The sequence below is a fragment of the Bradyrhizobium sp. genome, from assembly GCF_016462955.1.
In the GTDB taxonomy this organism is placed as follows: Bacteria; Pseudomonadota; Alphaproteobacteria; order Rhizobiales; family Xanthobacteraceae; genus Bradyrhizobium.
Map to the genome: position 1 here is coordinate 7,642 of NZ_JAEMSD010000275.1, position 1,150 is coordinate 8,791.

Here is a 1,150-nt window from a genome sequence, read left to right on the forward strand (position 1 = left end):
GCACCGATAGCCACATCCAGGACGACAGCGCGAATACGATGGTGGCGAGGCCGAACACGATCACGGCCTGGAACATGCGCAGGCCGACATGGCGGGAGATGGCGTGCCGCGCCAGCACCATCGTCATCAGCAGCGCGCCGACGGCCGGCGCGGCGCGCAGCACGCCGAGCCCGACCGGGCCGGTCTGGAGGATGTCGCGGGCATAGATCGGCAGCAGCGCCGTGACGCCGCCGAACAGCACGGCGAACAAATCCAGCGAGATGGTGCCGAGAATTGCCGGGTTATTGCGAATAAAGCGCACGCCGGCGAAGATGTTGTCCGAGTCCGTCCGCTCCGTTGCGATCGCCTGCGGGCGCGGGCGAATGAAGCCGGTCAAGATCATCCCCAAGACCCAGAACAGGACCATCGCGGAATAGGCAAGGTGCGGGGCGATCGCATAGGCGAGGCCGCCGAGCGCAGGCCCCGTGATGGTCGCGACCTGCGCCGCCCCACTGGAGACGGCGGTGGCGCGCTGGAGCGAGCCCTGCGGCGCGATCAGCGGCAGCAGCGCCGCCGTGGTCGGGCTCTCGAACGCGCCGGCGATCCCGAGCAGGAAGGTCGCGATGAAGAGCTGCACCTCGCTGACCGCACCGAGATAGGTGACGGTCGCGAGATAGAGCGCGGTCGCGGCCTCCACCAGCTGGCAGAGCTGGACGACGCGCTTGCGCTGGTAGCGGTCGGCGGCGTGGCCGGCGACGAACACCAGAAGCGCTGTGGGCAGGAATTGGACGAGGCCAACCATGCCGAGGTCGAACGCCGATCCGGTGAGATCGTAGATCTGCCAGCCGATCGCGACCGCCGCGATCTGGCTGGAAAAGCGCGACAGACTGCGCGAAAGCAAGAAGAACAGGAAGGCGCGGTGGCCGAGAAGCGCGCGGGCGCTGACCGGCCGATGTCCGGATATTGGCTGTTCTGGCATCACCTGTTGGGTCACCCTCGGACCGCTCTTTCCCTCGATGTCGAGGTCCCCGGGTGGCTGAGGTGGCCCTGCTTGTCAACACCAGGGCGTTTCAACTGCTCGCGGCATTGCCTTTGCAGCGCAGGCGCGACCATAATCAATGAGGGTTCGGGGACATCATGCTGCGCTTGCAATCGGCACTCGGCATTTTCG

Annotated in this window: 1 protein-coding gene; it reads right to left on the reverse strand. The window is 66.7% G+C overall.

The window, feature by feature from the left end; genetic code table 11:
- Positions 1–958: MFS transporter (locus tag JHD07_RS24400; protein ID WP_291626692.1), on the reverse strand; the 958-nt coding region annotated here is incomplete at its 3' end.
- Positions 959–1,150: the final 192 nt, after the last annotated feature.